The sequence below is a fragment of the Vibrio sp. 14N.309.X.WAT.E.F5 genome (assembly GCF_030397615.1).
In the GTDB taxonomy this organism is placed as follows: domain Bacteria; phylum Pseudomonadota; class Gammaproteobacteria; order Enterobacterales; family Vibrionaceae; genus Vibrio; species Vibrio lentus.
On sequence record NZ_JAPNXR010000001.1, the window covers coordinates 142,607 to 162,268 of the forward strand.

A 19,662-nucleotide genomic window follows, 5' to 3' on the forward strand; every position below is an offset into this window, starting at 1 on the left:
GTGTGAATTACCCCTAAAAATACGACTTTAATCCATCTTTAATGCCACAAGTTGCACCTCGTCAAAAAAAGCGCCTACAGAACGAGGCATCTTAATAGTGATGCACGATACAAAGGCTAAATTCCAATAACCAAGAGTTCGCAGTTTTGTTTGGTCATAGGCGCAGGAGGCACCATGTTTCAATTTATGACACCTACAAAGATCATCTTTGGTGATGGAGCACTTCAGGCTTCATTGTCCCTCTTTAATCAATACGGCTACAGCGTGTTATTGGTTACTGGCAACACTTTAGAACGCACTTCACTGGTCACCGATTACCTAGATGCGCAAAACATGCGTTATCAACACATTGCCGTTTCCGGTGAACCCAATATCAAAATGGTCGAAGAAGCTGCCACGTCTGCTCGGCGATTTAAACCCGATATGGTGGTGGCAATGGGTGGCGGCAGTGCAATTGATATGGGAAAAGCGTTAGCTGCTGTTTTACCAAATCAAGGTAATTTATACGACTATGTTGAAGTGGTTGGGCGTAATGTACCACTCAAGGCTAAACCACTGCCGTTCATTGCGATTCCTACAACGGCGAGTACGGGCGCTGAGGTAACTAAAAATGCGGTGCTTAAGTCTGGACAAGATCAAGTCAAGATAAGCCTTAGAAGTCCAGACATGCTAGCTGACGTCGCGATTGTCGACCCGACCTTAACGTACGGCACCAACTTGTATTTATCAGGACGTGGAGCCATGGATGCCTTTACGCATCTAATGGAAGCTTATGTGTGTGGTGAGCCTAATTCGCTCACCGATATGATCTGTGAGGAAGGGTTACGTAAGTTAAGTGGCTCTGTGGTTAAAGCGTGCGTTTATGATGAGCCACAAGCTCGTTCTGATCTTGCCTTTGCTTCTATGCTCGGTGGAATGGCAATTACCAATGCTAAGCTTGGTGCCGCGCATGGATTGGCCTCTGCGTTAGGTGGCAAGATATCCGCACCACACAGTGTTATAACAGCGCGCTTAGCGCCATTTGTGATGATGGAAAACATCGCTGTTGCGAGAGAACAGCAGAGAGGTGACATACTGGCTCGTTATCAACGAATTGCTCAGATTGTTACGGGAAGTTCTGAGGCGAAAGAGGAAGACGCGATTGCTTGGTTATCTGAAGTGTTGGACACGCTAAAGCTTCCAAGCTTACTGGAGTTTGGTGTCTGTGAAGCTCAGTTTGATGAGGTGTCTAGTGACGCGCTTAAGTCTGTTGCAATAAAAGGAAATCCTTTACCGTTGAATCAACAGAGGCTTGTACATATTCTTCAGCAGGTTTGTGAGGAGTGTGACTGTGGAGGTGAATACCATGAGACAGCCTCGATGAATCAAGGTGCTCAACGTGCCCCAGAACAGGTTACGGAGTCGAGTTTTACCATTATCAACTCTTATGCGTCTGAAAATAATGTAGTAGAGAAAGGTAATAGCTGGACGATCTAATAGCAGAAAGCAGAAAGCACACATAACGAGAAAGCTAAGCTAACTCGGGACAAATAAAAACGGAGCACTAGGCTCCGTTTCTTAATTTCGCTTGTTCTCTGGTCATCTGTTTTTAGTTCATGACTAAGCAGATTAGAACTGAGAGTACTTCTCGTAACGCGAATCACGAAGTGACTCTTTCACACGCTTTAGGTTCTCTCTGAAACCAGAACCACGACGAAGTGTAAAGCCTGTCGCTAAGACGTCGATAACCGTCATCTGAACAACGCGGCTTGCCATTGGCATGTAAACGTCAGTGTCTTCTGGAACATCCAGCGAAATAGACAGCGAGCTTGCTTTGTCTAGCGGTGAATCTTTTGCTGTGATAGCAATGACGGTCGCACCGTTTTCACGAGCAAGGTTCGCAATCTCAACTTGGCTTTTGGTACGGCCAGTGTGAGAGATAAGAACAATAACATCGTTATCACTGCAGTTAATGCAGCTCATTCGTTGCATCACAATGTCTTCAAAACACGTGATTGGGATATTAAAACGAATAAACTTGTTTTGAGCGTCTTTCGCTACGGCAGAAGAGGCACCCAATCCAAAAAACGAAATGCGTTTTGCTTGAGTCAGCAAGTCAACCGCTCGGTTTACTTGCATCGCGTCTAGGCTGTTTTTAGCAACATCCAGACAAGCCATAGTCGATTCGAAAATCTTATGTGTGTAAGCATCAGGGCCATCGTCTTCTTCAACATTACGGTTCACGTAAGGTGTACCGTTCGCCAAGCTTTGAGCTAGGTGAAGTTTAAAGTCAGGAAAGCCTTTAGTGTCTAAACGACGACAGAAACGGTTAACTGTAGGCTCACTTACGTCAGCCATTTTAGCTAAGGTAGCAATGCTAGAATGAATTGCAGTTTGAGGGGAAGCCATAATTACTTCGGCTACTTTACGCTCAGACTTGCTGAAATTTTCCAGGTTTTTTTGTATTTTTTCTAATGTATTCATAGTGTTCACGAGGGTATAGAGAACAACTTGCTAGTTAATATCGTTTACCAGGGGGTATGGCTGAAGCAAATATCAGTAAAACAGACCCTAAAACAATGAGAGGTTTGTAATTACTGCTGCGTCAAATAGATATCAAGCTAACTAGCACCATAGAGTCAGTATAAACCCAACATACTATTAACTAATACAAAAACAGGGCATGAATGCTTAAGAATATGACAAACCTCAACAAAATTTTAGAAAACTACAGAATTGGAAGAGGGTTTGAGCAAAAAGAATGCAAATTGAGTATGAACTGACAGCTTAGTTACATCAAAAAGAAATAAATTTTCAAATTGATGCAACTAAAATTGAATGACTATGCGTTGATTTGCGTAACCAGTTTGTTGATTTTGCCCATCAGGTTTGGCGCTAGCTTAGCGATTTCGCGCTGTTCCTCAAGCACTGAGGTTAGAATCTCATTGCCCGTAAGCGGGTTCGCCAATACAACGCGGAAAACAATAATCGGTTGATGTGACCAAGCCTCGGGATTCAAGCGAGTTCTGGAGACAAAAGATTTACCGGTTTCACGCTGTTTCTTCTGAATAAATTTCGTGAGTTCATTGAGTAACTCATTCAGTTCAACACGTTGCTGAGCGCCAGCTTTTAACAAGGCGGCTTTTACTGATTCAGGAAGGTAGCGATACGTCAGTAGGCACAGCTCTGGCTCGGACACTAATTCAAAATCACTTTGTTCTTTAATCAGGTCAGCGAAGTAACGTGCTTTGTTGATGCTTTGGTCGATCAGCAGCTCATAGCCAGGGCGGCTGATGATATGCATCGAAGCATAAACGAGCATCGCCATACCAGAACGAGAGCCTTCTAAAGTGTGGCTACCTAGGTCTTTCGAACCCTTACGCAATATGTATTGAGCGTGATGTTCAATCGCTGTCATCGCGTCTGGCTTCTTAAACAAAACCATACCCGCACCCATAGGGATGTAGAGCTGTTTATGTGCATCTATCGTGACAGAGTCCGCTAACTCAATACCATCAAGTAAATGGCGGTGATTATTCGACATTAGCGTTGCGCCGCCCCAAGCTGCATCCACGTGGAAGTGGCAGTCAGATTCGGCACACACCTCTGCAATTTCTCTTAGAGGGTCGATATTGCCTGTTTCGGTCGTGCCCGCTACGCCAATGACGGCGAAAGGCTTAATTTTGTTTTGCTTAAGCTGAGCGATCTTGAGTCTCAGGTCGTCAGTGCAAATACGGTTATTGTTATCCGTTTTTACTGAAACAAGACCTTCTTGACCAATACCGAGTACATCGGCCGCTTTTTTCAAAGAGTAGTGACCACGTTCAGAAACCAAGATAGCGAGGCCTTCGTAGTCGTAGTGTTTCATGGCTTTGAATAAGCCTTCTTTCTCTACACCTTTGAACGAACCTTGCGCTTTTAGTGCATTATTACGAGCAACCCAAAGCGCAGTAATGTTCGCGATGGTACCGCCAGAACAAAACGCACCTAAAGAGTGGTTGGCACTGTGCATCCAACGAGAATAAAACTGGTCGTTGTCTTGGTAGATCAAACGGTGCAACATCCCCAAAACTTGGCGTTCAAGAGGGGTGAAAGCTTTTGAAGTCTCGATTTTTACTAGATTCTGATTGAGCGCAATCATGATTTTTGACAGCGGCATCAGGAAATAGGGTAGCGCAGACGTCATGTGACCAATAAAACTTGGCGACGACGTATGTACAGAATGAGATACAAGAGAATCGAGGAGATGCTCGGTATGTTCTGAAACAAACTCAGGCTGCTCTGGGATATGAGCATTCGAAAAATCTTTCTCAATCTCACGCAATGGCTTTTCTTCAGCCACAATGTGTTCACGTAAGAATTGATTCAGGTTTCGTGAAAGTTTGTCTTCGATTTGAGTGAGTGTTGAGTCTGGGCCTTCTGGTACTGTAAAGATACGTAGAAGACTGTCGAAGCTAACATCTGCTGTTTTTTGTTCCGTAACCATAGCAAGCGAGTTATTTTTCTTATATTGACGCGAGCGGGACAATTTAAACGAAAACGGGAACAATGTCCCGTCTTAATTATGAAATCCAACTTCCCACAAAAGCATAGTAAATCAAGGGTTATTTACACTTGATCGCTTCAAGTTTAGCAATCGACTGGTTGTAACGCTGCAGTGCAGTGTCGATTTGCTTAGGGTGGCTAAGCAGCTCAGCAAACGCTGAACGTAGCTCGTAGTTTTGTGCGTGAGGTGTTGATTGACGGTCGTCGAACGTCTGTTTCGCAATTTTCCCAAGCTCATCATCGCGGGTTGATAGCGTCTTAATATCGTGCTGTTCTAGTTGTAACCAACCTTCAACAGACTGAGCTGTCGCAACTTTGCTTGGATCATTCACTAAGTAGTAGTTTACCGCCGCGCGGTTGAGTTCAAAGTGGTGTTTACGGCCTTCTAGGAACCACTCACTGACTTCTTCGAGCTCTGGATATTGCTCAGAGGTTAACGCAGCAAGATCAGCATACCAATTCAAAGAAGCGTCGATGTACGCATCGTATTTTGTTGCTTGGCACTGGTTTGTTTCAGACATTGAATCTGCTGCAAAAGAGAAAGTAGAAGTTGAAGCTAGCAGTAATGCGACGCAAAGGCGTTTCATAGTGGTTCCTTTTGTAAGTTTATTCTTTTTAGGACTTTGTCGTTACAGAGTACCGTGATCATTATTTGTTGAGCAATGACACTTAGTGTCTTTTTATTTCGGTAACTGTATCGGTATCTTGGGCTTTGGTATTCAGAGATGCATTCTAATCTAAAACAATCGCTATTCCTGCGATCTAGTTAGCAAGAGATACAAAGAACAACATCATAATAGGGACGAGAAGACTCAATATAAACCCGCTGACGATGGCGATAGGGACACATCGAACTCCGCCTGTTGTTTGAATCACAGGCAAAGTGAAGTCCATCGCGGTGGCACCTGCATAACCAATAGAAGTACACGGATAACTGCGAATCAGCACAGGGATCAGTACTAGGGCTACCAACTCTCTCAGCAGTTCGAGCATGAACGAAGCACCACCATAAACAGGGCCAAAAGCGTCACCCATTAGAATGCCAGCGAGAGAATACCAACCGAATCCAGATGACATTGCTAAGGCTTTGAAGAGGGGAATATCAAGTAAGTAAGCGGCAATCACACCACCAATCATTGAGGTCACAATAATCGTAAGGGCGATCACCATACCGTGTTTGTTCAGTAAGATTTGTCTAAGGGTTAATCCGCTATTACGCAGTTGAATGCCAATAAAGAACAGAAGAACGAATAGAATCCATTCGCTTGCCGTATCGACCCAATCGAGCCCGATTGGGAGAACCAAGCCTGCAATGAGGCCAGAACCGACCACCAGAATCAACTTTGCCGATTCCATCGCCATTGAAGACAGGGGGAGCTTTTTCTGGCTGCTGTCAGTTTTAAGCGGCAGTAATTTATCGATTGCTGGCAGCGCCATTAGGTTGCATACGCTTAAACAGACAAAGAAAGTGACAGTATAAAGAAGGATTGTCTGTAGATTGCTGCCTAAGTTATCGAGCGCGGCTAGGCTCAGCCCCATAAGCGAGAGGATTACGTAGATCAGCCTAGACGTCGAGCGGTTAATGAACTCTAACGTCTGGGTGTTTGATATAGAAAAAAGATACCCCACGACGAGTGGCGCAAATATAAAGATCATCCCTGTAAACATGCTTTCCCTTTTACATTCACTTACTATTACAACTACTTAGCAATTTTACGGTGACTTAGAATCCGCTAGCGTTGATAACGTCGCTTAGCTTTGCATTAAAATCATTTTTACTCAAGTTGCTTAATTTATAAAGAACTTCGGCACCCGTAACATTAAGCTCCACTTCATGCTCATCGATGTTTTCATCCTTGTTTCTAAACATCAAAAGGTGATTGGCAATTCGTGCAATATCAAGGTAAGACACTTCGCGCTCTTCTTGCTGATTGATGGTGTTACTACACACATCAATGAAGTCACTGTCGAATCCCCAACGTCTAAGAACCAGCTTACTGGTTGCAGAGCATTGGCCTTGGAATATTTGCAGAGCGATGTCGTGGTCTAGGTAGTTGCCATTTTCAAGGTAGAGGTGGTACTCACTCACTAAGCAGAACAAACCAATATCGGCTAATAGCCCGACGAGTAGAGATTTCTCATGCTCTAGGTAGCGATATTCGATAGGGGACAGTTCTTTGAAGCTATTGGTAACCAGTACCATCGTCGCGCCAAGTTCTTTTGAAATAGAAGCGCTTTGAACCAAAACTTGGTTACATTCGTGGTTTAGATTCACAGAATGCTTAAGTTGTTCGATAGCTTGGGCAGTAACGATGTCTCTTACTCTTAATATCCCTAAGCGAGATACCGCCGTCATAATGTCGACACAGGTGATATTTCGTCTGTTGAATACCACAGAGTTAGCGACGCGAATCACGATAGCGGTTAGGCCCGGGTCTTCGAGTAAGCACTCAGCAACTTCGGCAATGCCGGTCGTTTCTTGGGTACATAATTTTTGAATTTTTAAGACGACTTCAGGGATAGGAGGAAGGGTTATTTTTCCCGCTGAGATAGAATGGCCAACAAGTTGGGCAAACTCTGATTCTAGACCCTTTAAGAGAAGAGCCTTATTTTGTGGTAGCCAGAAAAACGATAAATGATTCATATAAAAAGTAAAAAATGTATGTGGACCTATTTTACAAGCCGTGATGCTGTGAGGCAATACTCATCGGGCCTCATAACCCTAGAAAACTTGAACCGATGTATCAGCGATCGTCAAAAACCATTCATATTTTGATGTTTTACTGTGATGTCAATCATGAAAAACCAGAATACTCAATTGATTGATGTGAACTAAGTCCAGACTTATTTTTCTTTTCGAAGTATCATTTATTTAAAGGTGAAAAACGAAATCATAATATTCACCTAAACAATAAAAAATAGATTTAACATTTTTCGCATAAAAAAGCTGCTTGTCTGGTGATCAACCTAATCGGGGTAATTTGATTAAGGATCAACGGATATGACCGAGACAGCATTTATTAATTACGTGAATCAATTTGGTGAGCATCAAAAACGTTCTATGTTTGGAGGTATTGGCCTCTTTCAAAATGACGCTATGTTCGCTTTGTTGAGTGAAGGTTGTTTATTCATTAGAGGTGGAAAGTCATTAGATAAGAAACTGACGGATCTTGATTGTGAAAAGTATCGTCATGTAAAAAAACAGACAACAGCAACCGTAAATTACTATGACATTACTGATCTGTTTACATGCGAACACCCTGAATTGGATAGTATTATTCGTACTTCGATCGATAATTCAATTCAACAACGTAGCTTCAAAAAATCATCAGCTAGCCGTAGATTGAGAGATCTTCCAAACATGCAACTCACATTAGAGCGCATGGTGAAAAAAGCGGGTGTTGATGATGTTTCAATGTTTATGCAGTTAGGCGCTCCTGAAGTATTTAACAAGGTTCGCGAAGCGTACGGCAATGATGTTGACCTAAAATTACTTTGGAAATTTGCGGGCGCAATTGATGGTATCCACTGGAAACTATTGCAAGAACCACGCAAGCAGCAATTATTGAAGAGCTGCCACTAAAGAAGTCGTCCCTCTATGCTTAAGATTACTGTTAATAAATAAAAACCGAGGAATGTCCTCGGTTTTTTTGTTTTTCTTAGTCGCATTTCTTAAAAGATTAAGTATTAAAAGACTAAGTGCTCATTGGGAGCTGTTTCGCTAAGTATTAGTACTTGAAACGAGCAGTGAACATAAGTTGATCACCGTAGAAGTCATTGATACGAGCTTCAGCACCTAGAGAGAATAGCTCTGTAGAGTGGAAACGAGCGTAAACAGAACCTGTCCAATCATCGTTGTCATCGATTGAAACGTAACCACCTTTACCACCCACTTCTAGTTGTGGACCAAGCCATTGGCGAACACCAACGTTGATTTCCATACCGATATCAGTAGAGCTTGAGTTTTCAGGCTGAACGATACGCGCTAGCATTTCACCAGTTAGGTCAGCCCAGTTGTTTAATGGAGCGTGGAAACCAAGACCTACAGCTGAGTCGTAATCGCCTTCAAATTCTGAATCGATACGTGCTATAGCGTGAGCATTCGGGTGAATTGACTTACTGAACGCGCCACCAAATGTTACTGGGCTAGCACCGATACGTGCTTCAAAGTAATCGTAGTTAAAGTTACTCATTACTTGTGGTTGTTCATCAACAGCTAGTGCTGGGCTAGAAGCCAATAGCATAGCGGTAGTAAGTAGAATTTTGCGCATAACGACCGTAAACCTTTAATTAGTGTTAATTCCTTTGGTTTGAGAAAAATCAGGCAAACCATAAACATTGAGACAGTTTAATCTAACTCACGGAAAAGTAATCCATAAAAATGCGAATCATTTGTCAATTAGCCAAAAAATGAACAAATTATGTATCACTCTGTAACTGAGATCTCATGTTTTCGGGCGATTCAGCTGAAATTAAGCGTTATTCGCCAAAACTAGTCCGTTTATTCGCCATCGCTGTAAGGATGCGTTCGGTATCTAGGATAGAAGTCCAGTTTAATAACTGCTTGTCATTGGCAATCACAAAGTCGGTTAGCTGTTTCGTAATCGTGTCTCTGAGTTGGTCGCCTCGCCAAGGCTTAGAGATATAGAAATCAAGCGCAGCATTATTGATAGCGGTTACGGTGTCTTCAAGCCCGGCTTGGCCGGTGAGCAGCAGTTTGCGTGTTGGCTGCGTTGAATCGTGTTGGTTGAGTTCGATGAGAAAATCGATGCCCGTTTTGTCAGGCATGATGTGGTCACACAAGATTAAGGCGAGCTTAATACCATCTTGTCCCATCTCTTTAATCACTTGTTTAGCTTCATCGACCGATTCGGCTCCTTCAACAATAAAGTTCTCTTCAAATGGCGCTAAGTCTTGAAGGACACTGTTGAGAACCTCAGGTTCATCATCGACACATAAAATTAGGTACTTATTCATGAGGTGCTCCTTCTTGTTTGAATGGAAGCCACACCTGCATGTGAGTATGGCTGCCTACCTCAGACTCCACCAAAATAAACCCTTGATGAGCCGAAACGATTTGTTGAGAAATGGATAACCCAATCCCTAAACCAAAGTTGCCTTCTTTTTTGGTGGTGAAGTTTGGGTTGAAAATGGTGTGGATGTTTTCTTTGGCGATGCCGTGGCCAGTGTCTGATATTTGCACCACTAAAAAAGTGTCGTCTCCCTCTATTTGTTGAGAGGTGGTGATAGAGACTGTTCCTCGCTCTGAAAGCGCATCCAGTGCATTAGAGATAAGGTTCGTCCACACTTGTTGTAACGCGAGCGACTGGCACAATAAAGGTGGCAAATCGGTGTCATAGTGTTTTTCAAGTTGGTGATGCTTCAATCTGTTTTCAAAGATCACTAAGGTGTCTTCAAGTCCTTCGTGAATATCAGCGTAGTGACGAACTTCATCATCTTCTCGGGCGTAGCTTTTTAGACTTTTCACCATATCGGCAATGCGTTTGCTGCACACTTGAATCGAGCGAATAGAGTTTCCTACATAGTGGTAATGCTCTAAGTCGTTGAGTAGTTCTTTGCCCGCAATAGGGGAGTCTTTTAAGGTATCTAAAACCTTAGAATCTTGACTCAGGTTTAGCCTCACCGCTTTTTTGGCTAGCGTACGATCATCGATAGTCGATGTGAGGTGTTTAACGAGTTGTCTCTCTTGTGCCGTGGATAGAGGCTTAGCCAGCTTTGAGTGTGCTAATACTTCAGTTCCTTTATTCGATTCTGGGAGTGATGAGTTTTCGAGTATCTGGTCGAGATGTTCAGACAAGGTTTCAATACTTCGTAAGATCGCTGCAATAGGGTTGTTTAATTCATGAGCAACACCGGCTACAAGCTGCCCCAACATCGCCATCTTCTCTTTCTCAATCAATTGTTGATGGGCTGATTCCAATGATTCCAGTGTTTGTTGCAGCTTGATCTTATTGGTGATGCTGCGTTGCAAACGGCGATTGAAGTGGCGTAGCAGCAGGTTAGTAAATAGCGGCAGCAGTGTATCGTTGGAATGCATAACCTGAGCAAAGCTATCTTTATCAAGCTTAATCACTCGTGTCTGGGTTAGGGTGATCGCAGTAGAGAATGAAGGTTCACCCGTCACGAATGACATCCCTCCGACAATGTTGCCCTTAGAGTGACGCACAACTTCACGTTGTTGCCCGAGTTCATCTTTCTTATAAAGAGCGGCTTCACCTTCAATAATTAACCAAAGAAAGCGATTATCTTCGCCCTCAACCGTCAGCAGATGCTCTGGTGAATAATCACGAATTGCTTTGGTTTTATCATCTTTAGAGAAAACATCCTGCAGAGCACTGACGACACGCTCAGCAAGGGCATTGTCAGAAAGCTGGTGGTAATCGTGGATGAAGCCAGATTGGAACGAATGAATCTTTTGCTCGATGTGTGCTCTCAATAAACGCTGTTGATCCAACGCATCACTGTAAGACAACAGGTTATCTGGGTCGTACTCGATAACAAAAGAAGTCAGCTCTTTCTGTGCTGATTTGAAGAGAACCTGATCTTGAACCGGTTTGGTTAGGCAGTGGTTGAGCCTACCTTCGTTGACTGCGGTTAGAATGGATTGAATGTCTGACGAGGCGCTCACCAATATCGTTCTTGCGGTATTACTGTGGGGCAGTTGTTCCAGTTCAATCAGAAATTGCACACCATTGAACTCAGAATGATGGTGAGAGATCACCAAGGCGACGGTTTGGTGATTGTCGTGGATATCTTCTAATGCGTGATGCGCGTCTTCTAAGTTCTCGGCAGTATAAATGTCGAATATATAAGACAGCGGAGCCAGTTCGGAGCGTATTCTTTCTATGCTAACCGGATTATTGTCCAAACAAATAACAGCGTATTGATTCACGGCTCAACCTTAGTAGTAGCGACGCTTCTAGCCTACCAAGAAGTGCTTGGTAAGGATGAGAGCTAGCCGTTAATTTGTTGAGGGAATTGAAGTATCGAGCAATAGACTGATTTAACTCAATGTTTCTTGTTTGCTACTGATGGGGTAGACTAAAAAAAACAGACTAGTGTAGAAAGAGAACTCATGGAACAGTTAAGAAAAATTGGCGCAATCGGCGGAGCAATCTCATTGGCACTTTGTTGGCCACTAGCGGTTGGGCAAATTGGACAGAACGCGATTACTGATGGCGTTGCAAAGCTTAACAATTCAAGCATTCAAGCTGAGATCGTGGAATATGATAGAGGTTACCTTTCTTCTAATGTAACCACTCGCGTGACTGTGATGGATGAGAACTTGAAAGAGCAACTCGCGCTCGATGGCTTACCTAGTGAGTTTGTCATTAATAGTGCGGTCAGCCATGGTTTGGTTAGCTTAAACGCGATTTCGACGTTTGAGAATACTGACATTCTGCCTCTTACTCTGACTACCAGCACTGAGCTAAACGGCAACACGGATTTCAACTTCGAGTTAAGTCAGTTCAATCATCAAGGTTCGGATGAAAATGGTACCTCGGTATCTATCACGAAGTCGAATCTATCTGGCCATGCCACTGTATTAGGGCAGGTTGATTACGAGCTTTCTATCCCATCGGTTCAAATTGATTTTGAAACGGGTGAAGAGGTGACTCTATCTAACCTAAAAGGTATTGGTTCGGGCCAGCAAGCGAAAGGCTACTGGTTAGGTACACAGAACTTTACTATTGATAGCTTTTTGATTTCAGATTCTGCAATGCAGCCATTCATGACCATCGAAAATTCTAAGTACGATTTTGAATCGCATCTAGATGAAGCGACTAAACGCTTGAGCAGCAGTCTTAAGTTGGATATCGCAAACATCGAGACCAACGAAGGTCAGTTGAACAATCTAAATGTCGATTTTGAAATGTCGAAACTGGACAGCCAGTCGTTTGAGAAAATCTTTGAAATTTACCAGGCGAATCCTGTTTTGACGCAGGAAGACGTGGCTGAGATCATTCCGTTCATCGACGTACTGTTTGCTAAAGGCTTCGACCTTTCAATGAACAATATGTCGCTAGAACTAGGTAAAGGTCAGTTTGAATCTAAATGGTTGGTGAGCGTACCGGAAGGCACAGAAAACATCAGCAGCAACCCTTCAATGATTGTTCCTGCATTAACCGGTAATGTTCAATCTAGCTTCTCAAATGAGCTTGTCGAAGAATACCCATTCATCCGTGAAGGTATCGACGAATTGATCGTGATGGAAATGATCAAGCAAACAGAAAGTGGTTATGAAATCACTGCTGACCTAAAGAATGGAAATCTAGTGTTTGAAAATGGACAAGAAATTCCATTAATTGCACTACTTATGCCGGCTTTTGTTCAATAAAAAGAGTCGGACTTAATACTGATAGGGCGATCTAACGGGTTAAGTTAAACATTTTGTACGGTACGAAACAAAAGAGGTCTTAAGACCTCTTTTGTTGTTTTTATGTTGGGTAAAACATGGTATTACTTGCATAGTTATTATTTAGCAGGAGCAATCATCCCCATGGAACTTACATTAGATAACGTATTCAACTTTAGTGCTGGCCCAGCGGCACTGCCTAAACCGGTAATGAAACAAGCACAAGCGGACTTCATTGATTGGAATGGTTTAGGCACTTCCGTTATGGAAATCAGCCATCGCAGCAAAGAGTTTATTCAAGTTGCCGATGAGTCTGAGCAAGACCTACGTGATCTTCTGAACATCCCAGACAACTATAAAGTTCTTTTCTGTCAGGGGGGCGCTCGTGCTCAATTCGCTGCTGTTCCTCTAAACCTTCTTGGTGACGCGACGAAAGCGACTTACATTGATGCGGGTTACTGGGCTGAAAGTGCAGTGACTGAAGCAAGTAAGTACTGTGAAATCGATGTATTCAATGCCAAGACATCAATTGATGGTAAAGCGGCTGTTGTTCCAGCTAAAGATTGGAAAATCGACCCTGAAGCGGCGTACGTGCACTTTTGTCCAAATGAAACCATCGATGGCATCGAAATCAGTGAGCTTCCTCAAACTGATAAGCCTATCGTTGCCGACATGTCATCTAACATCTTATCTCGCCAGATTGATGTCTCTCAGTACGGTGTTATCTACGCGGGCGCACAAAAGAACATTGGTCCTGCTGGTATCTGCATTGCTATCGTACGTGATGATCTGCTAGAACTCGCAAACGACGTGTTGCCGAGCATTCTTAACTACAAAGTACTTGCTGAAAAAGACTCAATGTTCAATACACCACCAACGTACGCTTGGTACCTATCAGGCCTTGTATTCAAGTGGCTGAAAGCTCAAGGTGGCGTTGAAGCGATGGAGCTTGTGAACAAAGAGAAAGCGGCGTTGCTTTATAATGCGATTGATAGTTCATCTTTCTACAAAAACGACGTTCATACAGCAAACCGTTCAAGAATGAACGTGCCATTCCAATTAGCGAAGCCAGAGCTCGATGCTAAGTTTTTAGAATTGGCTGATGTTGCTGGTCTGAAATCGTTAAAAGGTCACCGAGCGGTGGGTGGAATGAGGGCTTCACTTTACAATGCGATGTCTCTGGAAGGTGTTCAGGCGCTAGTTAGCTTCATGAAAGACTTCGAAGAGAAATACGCTTAATAAGCGAGTTCGATGTTTACCAATGAAAAGAGGAGCTAATGCTCCTCTTTTTGTTTCCCATAGAAGGTGAAAATATAGAGACCTAATTACTGTCTTCGACCATTAAAGCGAAACTGTTGCGGCGTTACATCAAAAGACGCCTTGAAGGCTTTAATGTAAGACGAGTCGTTTTGATAACCGACTTGGTCAGCAATACTTTGGATTGAGAACTCTTCATCCAACAAAGACAACGAGTAAATCAGACGGATTTGTTGTCGCCATAACTGAAATGACGTGTTGAACTCTTTTGAGAATAAGCGCGACAAGGTTCGCTCCGATGCGCCGACTTTCTCTCCCCATTCCTTCAACGAAAAGTCCAACGTTGGTGTCTCTGTCAGCGCTTCAAAGATAAGCTTCAATCGTCGGTCTTCGGGTAGCAACAATTGATAGGTCTGAACGTTGTCTTTCATGATCTGATCGTGCAATACCGAGAGCAATCGCGATACCTCTTCATCACTCACTAATCCTTCGCACTGTCTGCGAATTTCCTGCAATAACTCATTCAAAAACGGCGTCAGGGTAATGGTTCGTACTTGAGGCTCATACTTAATACCAAAGGCTGGATTAAGGTAAATACCGACAAACGTCGTATGGCTCAATGCGATAGATTCATGTTGAATCCCTGCAGGCACAAACAAAGCAGAAGTATGGGGCACAAGATGTTGGTAGTGATCGGTTTTCGTTTGCAATAGGCCTTTGAGTGGGAAGATCACTTGATGCCACGTATGTTTGTGCATTGCATCGACGTAGCCCTTGGGCATATCGATGGTCTTCACTAACGCTGGTGAATTAGGATTAGCGACCATCATCTCATTTGAGGTGATGATTCCGGAGTGAGAATTAATTTGGCGGGTTGGCATGGTTAAGTGTCTTTATGTCCCTATTCTGACGCTGTGGGACTAGGCTATCATGCCCGGCAGAGCTAATGAAGTAGAGAGGGCACGCGTATGCGATATCAAGTTGAAATATCGAAAGAAAACCAACTACTATTCAAAGTTGATATTGAAGGCATTAACCAAAACAAGTGTGAAACATCGCTCGAAACCGTGTTAACTAAGTTTCCGAAAACTGAAGGTTATCAGCGTCATGTATTGGTTTCCGACAGCGAAACACGTTACTTAAAAAGCACAGAACACACCATGGAAGTACTGGCGGCGATTCCGGTATTTGAATCACTGGGCGAGCAATAAGTTGGCTTTAGCTTGTATAACACAGCAAATAAGTTTCAGGTAAGAAGGAAGAGATATGAAGAAGTTAGGCGTAGTAAATAGTGTATTGGCTGGCAAAACCGTTACTTTTGCGCACGGTGCAAACAGCGCTATTGATAAGCAGGTTTTGTCGGAGCGCCAGCACGCCACAGAACTGGGTTTTACCAATGATGAACAAGGTGATCCTCGTTTTCATGGCGGCATTCAAAAAGCTCTTCATATCTACCCGAGCGAGCACTACCCAGTTTGGCAGCAAGAACTGGGCGACAAAGACATCTTCCAATCTGCAGGCGCATTTGGCGAGAACCTAAGCTCAAGCGGTATTACAGAACAATCCATTTGCTTGAAAGATAAGGTTCGTATCGGATCAACTTTATTGGAAGTCTCACAGGGGCGCATGCCTTGTTGGAAGCTCAATGTACGATTCGATCAAAGCGATATGGCAAGAAGACTGCAAGATACACTTCGAACTGGTTGGTACTTCCGAGTCTTGGAAGAAGGCGATATTGGCGCAGGTGACGAGATTATCCTGTGTGAAAGACCTTACCCAGATTGGTCGCTCGCTCGTATCATGGGCTCGGTATTTACGGGCAGTCTTGATAGAGAAGAGTTAAGTCAGATGGCTGACCTTCCGTTAGTCGAATCTTGGGGGGCGCTCGTTGCACGACGTCTTGAAACCGGCGAAGTCGAAGATTGGGAGATGCGTTTAGTTGGTCCTACAGCAGCATCATAAGCCGGGATGACAAAAGCAATAAAGCCAACTAATGGAAGTTAGTGGGCTTTATGTTTATACGTTAAGTTTAACGTCAGTCTTAATTGGCAATTAGAGCCAGAAGTTCTTCAAAGGCATCTCAGAGTCAAAGTGGTGAGCGATCTGAGCTTGGAGTAGCTCAGCGGTCGCTATGGCATCGGTTAGCGCGTGGTGTGGCGTGTAGTCGGGCAGGTGATATCGACGACGACTCTGACCCAATCTCACTGAAGCAGGCTTCTTACCTTTTAACTTATTCCACAAGCCGCCAGCCAGTTTGTTCTGGATTTGAGATTCAATCTCGAGCGTATCGAGGACTGGAAACTCAATCCCTTCACCGAGTCGCACTTTCAATGCATTATCCAAGAAGTCACGTTCGATACGACGATAATGAACCACAGGAATATGTCCCGCCATTGATTCTAAGATCTCGCCTAGCACTTCGCTAAGATCTGGCGCATCAATGATGTCATTGTGAGTGATGCCATGAATCACGACAGACTCTTCTTCCAACTTCTGTTTTGGTCTTAGCGTCCAGTGTTTTGCTTGTCGCAAGTAGATGCGATTGAGCGTAAAGGGCACTAAACCAATGGTAATGATGCCGTCTTTGTTTGGGTTTAACCCCGTGGTTTCAAAGTCGACAGCCAAGAAGGTCACTTCTGAAAGTGGCGTATCAGGCGCAGGAAGAGGCTGGCTATAAAAGTGCTTTAAACGGTCGTCGCGCGCGCGTTCGAGTTTCTGAGCAAACTTAAATGGCCAATCGACCGCAGGTGATCTGAATAGTTTGTTCATAAGCCCTACTTAAACTTATTGCTAGCTTGATAACGGAACTTAAGGAAGTTTTGCGCATTACTTAAAATTTGGAATGCGTCCTTTAGATTGCGTCGCTCAAAGTCAGATAAGTTCTCTGGTTCAATGTTGTTATCAGGCTCGATATTGTTATCAACATCATGCGCTTGGTGACGAATACGAACCAAAGAGATGAACTCCATGGCGTCTTTCAAATCCTGCGCTCTGCCTTTAGGCAAAATACCGGCATCGATAATATCGTCCAAACGCTCAAATGAGTTCTTCGAACGAGAAGCTACCGCTAACGAGTGAACACGAATTAAATCTGCGAGTGGCGCAGTGCCACGACGTTTAAGGTTGATCGAGTTGTTATGACGGCCATCTTTCTCCATTACGAAATCTTTGAAGAAACCAAGAGGCGGTGTTCGGTTGAGCGCGTTACGAGCAAGACACGCCAAGAAGCGATTGTTCTTACGTGCACGTCGAACAATAAAGCTATTCAATTGCTCAGCCCATTTCAAGCGGCCATACACGCCATCTAAATCAAAGAAAATAGAGGCGTTCAGCAGTGCTTTCGGGTTTGGATCATCAATCCAATCGGCAAAGCATTCTTCCCATTGTCGACGTGTCATACGCCAAGTAGGGTTCGTCGCCATGATGTCACCAGTACAGTAAACATAACCACACTGGTCTAAGCCGTCACAAATGAACTTTGAAAGTTCTTCAAAGTATTTGCCGTGCTTTTTCTCGTCGTAGGTGTCATCAAGAATGATGGCGTTATCTTGGTCGGTAACCAGCAGTTGCTCATCACGTCCCATCGAACCTAACGCAAGGAAGCAGTATGGGATTGGCGATTTACCCAACTTCTCTTCACCTAACTCGATAATACGTTGTTTAAAGCTGCGGCCAATTACTGACATCGCGGTACCAACCATGTGGGCATTGGCATCTTCATTAACCAAGCGTACAAAGCTGTCTTTCACTTGTTCGGAAAGCACTCTCAGGTCTTCGATACTTTGTTGCTGGAAGATGCTGCTTACCAATAACAGCGAGTTTTGAGATTCGTAACGTACGATATCGGTCGCTTCGATAATACCAATCGGCTTCTTATCTTTTAGTACTGGTAGGTGATGCACGTTGTAGCGAAGCATGGTCATCATAGCTTCGTATACATAGGCATTATGGTCGAGTGAGATAACCTCTGGTGTCATTACGCTGGAGACTTCATCCGATGGGTCGAGACCTTCAGCAAGTACACGTGTGCATAAATCACGGTCAGTAATAATACCGATAACGGGTGTCGAATCATCCTCTTCGTCTTCAACGATATCTGGGTCGATAATCAGTAGGGAAGAGACGTTATCTTCGGCCATCATGGTGGCAGCTTGCTGAATCGTACGCGTTTTCTCGATCATCGGTGCTTCACTGGTGAGCAGTGTTTTAACCTTGGATGTCGTTAAATCGTTGGCGTCGTTGCTGTCTAAGTTAGCCTGACGCAGTCGCGCGTTATCTTCTACTTCGACAAAGTCAGCGAATGAATCATAGTTGTCATAAAGTTCTTGGAAAATAGGTTCAGGGATACAGTAGAGCAGGGTGTCTTCTGTTGCCTTAACAGGGAAGCGAACTTTGTTGTTGGTGAGTAGTCCCATTTGGCCGAACAAGTGGCCTTCATCGAGACGGTTATAGAGCTCACCTTTACGACGATAGACTTCTACTTCGCCGCTTCGAACAATGTAAAGATCATTAATCTGGTCACCAAAGTGAATGATAGGCGTGTCTTGGCGGTAATAAGAAATTTCCACGCTACTGGTCACTTTCACCAACATCTCCTCAGGGAGTTCAGTGAAAGGGGGGTATTGTGCCAGAAAGTTTTGAATCTCTAATAACTCAGCATCCATAATGATCATCCATTAGTTTGTATGAATTCATGGTACAACATTTGATAATATTTTGCCGTCACAAATCAATCTGTGAGCTAAAACCTTTTTAAAGTCTTATGGATAGACTAACCTTTCAATTAATGGAGTGGCAGTTGAAGGATGATAGGAATGTCGAAGTGGAAGCTTAGTTTGGTATCTGCAGTTTTTATGTTTTCTCCAAGTTTGTGGGCAGCCACTGACGGTGTGGATATTCTTGATTACGACCATATATACGCCACCGCTCATTCGGGCAGTTTGAATGAAGACGCTGGTGGTAATAATAACGCCTCGTCGTTTGGATTAGGTGTCAGTTACGCCATGACCGATGATTGGTTGTTGCTAGGAGACTATAGCGCACGCTTCATCCACCCAGATGACACCACAACTCGAATTGATACGCTTATGCCGGGTGTTGGTTACCGCTACAGCATTAAGAAAGATCTAGATGTGGTGGCTTACTATCTGCTTGGTGTTACTAAGGGTGAAGTTGAAGACAACGACACTAATCGAACTGAATCTTCAGACACGGAGTTTATTCAAGGGGTCAAAGCCGAACTCAACTATGGTTTTGCGAAACGTTGGATTGCTAACGGCAGTGTTCAGGTGAACCGCAGTGACCTGTTTGATGAAGAAATTTACCACGTGGGTTTACGTTATCTCGTGACCAACAAGTTTGCGATTGGTGGCTCTTATCAACACAGAGATGGCGAAGGTAAGATTCGCAGTGAGCGCACTAACGAGCTAGGTGTAGAGTTCTTCTTAGAGTACTAACCAGTAACGCAGAGACTAGTCTTAACCGCTTATATATAAAGAAGACAG

Annotated in this window: 18 protein-coding genes; 7 read left to right on the top strand and 11 right to left on the bottom strand. The window is 43.7% G+C overall.

Annotation, left to right across the window (positions count from 1 at the left end):
- Window positions 1–174: 174 nt before the first annotated feature.
- Window positions 175–1,476: an iron-containing alcohol dehydrogenase gene (locus tag OW495_RS00625; RefSeq protein WP_102512871.1), complete on the top strand. Its 1,302-nt coding sequence runs from the start codon at window positions 175–177 to the stop codon at window positions 1,474–1,476.
- Window positions 1,477–1,608: 132 nt separating this feature from the next.
- On the opposite strand, the gene OW495_RS00630 is transcribed toward OW495_RS00625, so the two are convergent.
- From OW495_RS00630 to OW495_RS00650, 5 genes are all read right to left on the bottom strand, one after another.
- Window positions 1,609–2,463, bottom strand: coding sequence for a MurR/RpiR family transcriptional regulator (locus OW495_RS00630; protein ID WP_004734686.1), 855 nt, complete (start codon window positions 2,461–2,463; stop codon window positions 1,609–1,611).
- Between the two features lie 358 nt (window positions 2,464–2,821).
- Window positions 2,822–4,465, bottom strand: a complete 1,644-nt coding sequence (gene panP, locus OW495_RS00635; protein WP_017108225.1) for a pyridoxal-dependent aspartate 1-decarboxylase PanP — start codon at window positions 4,463–4,465, stop codon at window positions 2,822–2,824.
- 118 nt (window positions 4,466–4,583) lie between these two features.
- Complete coding sequence (locus OW495_RS00640; protein WP_017111640.1) at window positions 4,584–5,111, bottom strand: hypothetical protein; 528 nt, start codon at window positions 5,109–5,111, stop codon at window positions 4,584–4,586.
- 175 nt (window positions 5,112–5,286) lie between these two features.
- Window positions 5,287–6,192, bottom strand: a complete 906-nt coding sequence (locus OW495_RS00645) for a lysine exporter LysO family protein (RefSeq protein ID WP_017111641.1) — start codon at window positions 6,190–6,192, stop codon at window positions 5,287–5,289.
- A gap of 55 nt (window positions 6,193–6,247) precedes the next feature.
- Entirely contained in the window at window positions 6,248–7,168 is a 921-nt protein-coding gene (locus OW495_RS00650) for an HDOD domain-containing protein (protein ID WP_017108222.1), read from the bottom strand.
- Window positions 7,169–7,525: 357 nt separating this feature from the next.
- Here OW495_RS00650 and OW495_RS00655 point away from each other — a divergent pair, with 357 nt between their 5' ends.
- A complete protein-coding gene (locus OW495_RS00655; RefSeq protein WP_017060401.1) occupies window positions 7,526–8,107 on the top strand; it encodes a TfoX/Sxy family DNA transformation protein in 582 nt (193 codons plus the stop codon).
- A gap of 145 nt (window positions 8,108–8,252) precedes the next feature.
- On the opposite strand, the gene OW495_RS00660 is transcribed toward OW495_RS00655, so the two are convergent.
- The 3 genes from OW495_RS00660 to OW495_RS00670 all read right to left on the bottom strand — a co-directional run bounded on the left by OW495_RS00660 (window position 8,253) and on the right by OW495_RS00670 (window position 11,437).
- Window positions 8,253–8,795, bottom strand: coding sequence for a hypothetical protein (locus OW495_RS00660; RefSeq protein WP_017108221.1), 543 nt, complete (start codon window positions 8,793–8,795; stop codon window positions 8,253–8,255).
- A gap of 208 nt (window positions 8,796–9,003) precedes the next feature.
- Entirely contained in the window at window positions 9,004–9,501 is a 498-nt protein-coding gene (locus OW495_RS00665; RefSeq protein WP_017108220.1) for a response regulator, read from the bottom strand.
- Window positions 9,494–11,437, bottom strand: coding sequence for an ATP-binding protein (locus tag OW495_RS00670; protein WP_102512870.1), 1,944 nt, complete (start codon window positions 11,435–11,437; stop codon window positions 9,494–9,496). The genes OW495_RS00665 and OW495_RS00670 overlap by 8 nt, the downstream gene beginning before the upstream one ends.
- Before the next feature lie 183 nt (window positions 11,438–11,620).
- On the opposite strand from OW495_RS00670, the gene OW495_RS00675 reads away from it, so the two are divergent.
- Window positions 11,621–12,883 carry a DUF945 family protein gene (locus OW495_RS00675; protein ID WP_017111646.1) on the top strand — a complete coding sequence of 421 codons (1,263 nt, stop codon included), beginning with the start codon at window positions 11,621–11,623 and terminating at the stop codon, window positions 12,881–12,883.
- 162 nt (window positions 12,884–13,045) lie between these two features.
- Window positions 13,046–14,140 carry a 3-phosphoserine/phosphohydroxythreonine transaminase gene (serC, locus tag OW495_RS00680; protein ID WP_102512869.1) on the top strand — a complete coding sequence of 365 codons (1,095 nt, stop codon included), beginning with the start codon at window positions 13,046–13,048 and terminating at the stop codon, window positions 14,138–14,140.
- An 86-nt stretch (window positions 14,141–14,226) separates the two neighbouring features.
- Here the strand turns inward: serC and OW495_RS00685 are convergent, their stop codons facing one another.
- Window positions 14,227–15,039, bottom strand: coding sequence for a helix-turn-helix transcriptional regulator (locus OW495_RS00685; protein ID WP_102512868.1), 813 nt, complete (start codon window positions 15,037–15,039; stop codon window positions 14,227–14,229).
- An 87-nt stretch (window positions 15,040–15,126) separates the two neighbouring features.
- On the opposite strand from OW495_RS00685, the gene OW495_RS00690 reads away from it, so the two are divergent.
- A complete protein-coding gene (locus tag OW495_RS00690; RefSeq protein WP_017111649.1) occupies window positions 15,127–15,369 on the top strand; it encodes a hypothetical protein in 243 nt (80 codons plus the stop codon).
- 55 nt (window positions 15,370–15,424) lie between these two features.
- Window positions 15,425–16,120, top strand: a complete 696-nt coding sequence (locus tag OW495_RS00695; protein WP_102512867.1) for an MOSC domain-containing protein — start codon at window positions 15,425–15,427, stop codon at window positions 16,118–16,120.
- 90 nt (window positions 16,121–16,210) lie between these two features.
- On the opposite strand, the gene OW495_RS00700 is transcribed toward OW495_RS00695, so the two are convergent.
- Window positions 16,211–16,927, bottom strand: coding sequence for a 3'-5' exonuclease (locus OW495_RS00700; RefSeq protein ID WP_017108213.1), 717 nt, complete (start codon window positions 16,925–16,927; stop codon window positions 16,211–16,213).
- A 5-nt stretch (window positions 16,928–16,932) separates the two neighbouring features.
- A complete protein-coding gene (locus OW495_RS00705) occupies window positions 16,933–18,822 on the bottom strand; it encodes a DUF294 nucleotidyltransferase-like domain-containing protein (RefSeq protein ID WP_289884398.1) in 1,890 nt (629 codons plus the stop codon).
- Between the two features lie 150 nt (window positions 18,823–18,972).
- Between OW495_RS00705 and OW495_RS00710 the strand changes: the two genes are divergently transcribed.
- Window positions 18,973–19,614 carry an outer membrane beta-barrel protein gene (locus OW495_RS00710; RefSeq protein WP_102512866.1) on the top strand — a complete coding sequence of 214 codons (642 nt, stop codon included), beginning with the start codon at window positions 18,973–18,975 and terminating at the stop codon, window positions 19,612–19,614.
- Window positions 19,615–19,662: the final 48 nt, after the last annotated feature.

Coding starts and splice junctions, on each gene's coding strand:
- OW495_RS00625 (WP_102512871.1), top strand. CDS start 175: ATGTTTCAATTTATGACACCTACAAAGATCATCTTTGGTGATGGAGCA.
- OW495_RS00630 (WP_004734686.1), bottom strand. CDS start 2,463: ATGAATACATTAGAAAAAATACAAAAAAACCTGGAAAATTTCAGCAAG.
- panP (WP_017108225.1), bottom strand. CDS start 4,465: ATGGTTACGGAACAAAAAACAGCAGATGTTAGCTTCGACAGTCTTCTA.
- OW495_RS00640 (WP_017111640.1), bottom strand. CDS start 5,111: ATGAAACGCCTTTGCGTCGCATTACTGCTAGCTTCAACTTCTACTTTC.
- OW495_RS00645 (WP_017111641.1), bottom strand. CDS start 6,192: ATGTTTACAGGGATGATCTTTATATTTGCGCCACTCGTCGTGGGGTAT.
- OW495_RS00650 (WP_017108222.1), bottom strand. CDS start 7,168: ATGAATCATTTATCGTTTTTCTGGCTACCACAAAATAAGGCTCTTCTC.
- OW495_RS00655 (WP_017060401.1), top strand. CDS start 7,526: ATGACCGAGACAGCATTTATTAATTACGTGAATCAATTTGGTGAGCAT.
- OW495_RS00660 (WP_017108221.1), bottom strand. CDS start 8,795: ATGCGCAAAATTCTACTTACTACCGCTATGCTATTGGCTTCTAGCCCA.
- OW495_RS00665 (WP_017108220.1), bottom strand. CDS start 9,501: ATGAATAAGTACCTAATTTTATGTGTCGATGATGAACCTGAGGTTCTC.
- OW495_RS00675 (WP_017111646.1), top strand. CDS start 11,621: ATGGAACAGTTAAGAAAAATTGGCGCAATCGGCGGAGCAATCTCATTG.
- serC (WP_102512869.1), top strand. CDS start 13,046: ATGGAACTTACATTAGATAACGTATTCAACTTTAGTGCTGGCCCAGCG.
- OW495_RS00685 (WP_102512868.1), bottom strand. CDS start 15,039: ATGCCAACCCGCCAAATTAATTCTCACTCCGGAATCATCACCTCAAAT.
- OW495_RS00690 (WP_017111649.1), top strand. CDS start 15,127: ATGCGATATCAAGTTGAAATATCGAAAGAAAACCAACTACTATTCAAA.
- OW495_RS00695 (WP_102512867.1), top strand. CDS start 15,425: ATGAAGAAGTTAGGCGTAGTAAATAGTGTATTGGCTGGCAAAACCGTT.
- OW495_RS00700 (WP_017108213.1), bottom strand. CDS start 16,927: ATGAACAAACTATTCAGATCACCTGCGGTCGATTGGCCATTTAAGTTT.
- OW495_RS00705 (WP_289884398.1), bottom strand. CDS start 18,822: ATGGATGCTGAGTTATTAGAGATTCAAAACTTTCTGGCACAATACCCC.
- OW495_RS00710 (WP_102512866.1), top strand. CDS start 18,973: ATGTCGAAGTGGAAGCTTAGTTTGGTATCTGCAGTTTTTATGTTTTCT.